The 2,699-nt window shown below is 38.7% G+C and carries 2 protein-coding genes; both read right to left on the bottom strand.

Annotated features, from left to right (window positions below; genetic code table 11):
- Window positions 1–344 precede the first annotated feature (344 nt).
- Entirely contained in the window at window positions 345–2,390 is a 2,046-nt protein-coding gene (locus Q0X72_RS13865) for a hypothetical protein (RefSeq protein WP_297766631.1), read from the bottom strand.
- A 126-nt stretch (window positions 2,391–2,516) separates the two neighbouring features.
- On the bottom strand, window positions 2,517–2,699 hold a 183-nt coding region (locus Q0X72_RS13860; protein WP_297766629.1), incomplete at its 5' end, for a hypothetical protein.

Here is a 2,699-nt window from a genome sequence, read left to right as displayed (position 1 = left end):
ACCCTTGTTAATCATTTGATTTTCAAGGGTTTTTCGTTTTTATTAGTCAATCATTAGCCAACAATTCGCGATTTTTCTCAAATTCAGATATAATTTTCATTTAAGAACACCGAATTTGACAATTCTCATTCCAGAAAAATTATTTACACGAGATTAAAGGCCCAAACCTAGTGTTTTCCTCTGAGGGGGTTAGTTAATCAAATCCCCTTCGGAACATTACCATACATATCCAACGCCTGATCGTATTTAAAGGGCTGCATGACCGACTATCTCATCCTTTTCAATATCCCATTCCACCTCAACAAAGAACTTGTTTTTGGTGTTAGGCTTAATGGATAATTAATTCAGTTTCTTTTTTTTCTTGTCATTTGCCACCTGTAGGTTTCTACAAACAACTTGAATCCTCCTTCGATCTGTTGATTGAGCTCTTTTCTTCCGTCTCCACCAAAGTATGCTATACCATCCCCAAATTGCACTATAACATCCGGATTGATCTCACTCTCTAATTCCTCAGGATCTGTTTTAGGTATCTGAGCAGCAATCTCAAGAGGCAAATCACCTATATTTTCTTTGATATAATCCTGAAGCCATTGATCGCTTGATTTTGCTGTAGGATCGGGCTCAGGGTCCTCAACCGGGCCAAAAGCAAAACTTCTTTCTCTTGTTTTTGTTTGACTATCTGATTTTTCTGTTGTACCGTTATCTGACCAAATAACCGAATTCATGTCTTCTTTTTCGTCATATTCATAAGATATATCATAGCCCCCCGGAATAATCTTTAATGCTTTGCCTGACTCATTATCAAAAGCAACGATCCATACAGCATTTGTAACGCCTTCGATTTCTTTGTTCTTGAGTGTTTTTTGAGTTTGTACATTGGTTTCATATCTTACTTCAGCACAATTATTCCCAGTATGATTACCATAGTCTGCACGTTTATCGTTAGAGAATAAGTTAAACAAAGCCAGGTTGACATTTATGGGTTCATAATATTCCCACGTTTGATTGTACATAGGCATTTCTGCTCTCTCTATCAGTTTCAAGTCGACGTATATTGAGGACTCTATTTTTTCATTCAGACGGCGACCCTTCCCTATGGTACTTTCACAGTTTTTATTCGTTGTGATTTCCTCCGTATCAAACTCTATTTTTTGTTCATAGGTGGCTTTCAGGGTAAGCGTTGCATCATATTCTAGTGGCTTCACTCTGATAGTTCCCTTCCCTTCTACTTTATCGGGCCAATCAACAGGTTGGAAACTCGCTGTAATATTGATCATTTTATCGTTGTTTCCTGCTTTGTAGATCATAATCACCTCGCCTCTATCATTAGTTGTATATCCACCTTTGGTCGAAATGTCTCCATCTTGCAAACCGGTCACTTTGACTTGCAGGTCTTTTCCTTCTACGGGGTATTCATTACCGTCCGGATCTGTGATCTCTTGGCGGTCAGGGTTCACTTCCAACTCAAGTCCTCTAATCGTTATATCTTGTATCTTCGTTACTTTCTTATCGCGGCCACAAGTTAGGATCTTAACCGTTTCCATATCAGTATCTATGCCGTTTTTCAGAGTAAAGGTAGCAGAAGCACCAACAGGCTTTATGATCTCCAAAATAAGCCCCCCTGCGTACTTTTGGCCACCACCTTGAGGGAAGCGACGGGTCGGTTCAAGTTCTGCACGTTCAGTTTTTTCCTGTAATGCTACCTTTTGGCCAGGTTTAATACCATATACAACCTCACCTTCACAATTTGTTACATCGATCTTAATATCCATTGAACGATTGCCTTGGATAGGGGATACATATTCCTTTTTAATGGATATCGTCATCTCTGGTCCTCGCGGTGGCAGAGGATGAGATTCTTCATAATCGAAAATACGTGGTTCCAAATCACCTAATTCAGCCACATTCCTAAAGATCGCTATCATTAATTCCCGGTCCCATGTTAGTTCGGCACTAATAATCATACCCTCAGTACCACAGGCTGATCTTGTGCCAAAGCGACTCTCTATTTGAAAACCTGTATACTTGTCTCGATAAATATCATCTGGACCGGGAATTCTAATTTTTTCGCGGCTTCCGGTTACACTGAGGCTGTAGGAGAAATAGTAATCGAATTCATCTGGGACACTTCCGGAAACCTCTACAAATTCCGTAGTAGGCGAAATGCTTTTCAAATCCTTTAGGACCTCTGCCTTGATCTGGTTTATCCACATTTCCTCCGTCTGAGGAGTGTAATAGGAATTTGCATATGAAAAAAAAACCTCTTTGCTGGTTACTTGTACAATCCCATCAAAAAATACAGCTACCCTGGGTTCAGAACAGTTATCTACCTGGGCAAGTCCTATTGTTACTACATTAATTACACACAGTAATACTAAAATCTTTTTCATTGGTGTAGTTTTAAGGATATCTACTTATAGTAGCCTTAATATAGCTCATCAAAACAGGCAGGACAATGATGCACATCAGGTTTTAAAAAGTATTTTGATAAGTTTTTTAGGCAAAAATGAAATTCTTCAAAAGGGTAGTTCTTGGTATACAAAGAGATAACCCATTTTATGTATCATCCTTTTTCCAACCCTCAATCCAGAATAATTAAGCAGACGGAATAAAAGGTCCCTAATTGAGTATCTTTTTTTGAGAAGGCAAGGATCCAATGCTAATTTGAAGATAAAACATGCTTGTGTTTCTTTATCCAA

It is taken from the genome of uncultured Muriicola sp. (genome assembly GCF_947258935.1).
Lineage (GTDB): Bacteria > Bacteroidota > Bacteroidia > Flavobacteriales > Flavobacteriaceae > Muriicola.
Note: the sequence above shows the minus strand (reverse complement) of the source record. Positions and strands in the feature narration are given on the sequence as shown.

Coding starts and splice junctions, on each gene's coding strand:
- Q0X72_RS13865 (WP_297766631.1), bottom strand. CDS start 2,390: ATGAAAAAGATTTTAGTATTACTGTGTGTAATTAATGTAGTAACAATA.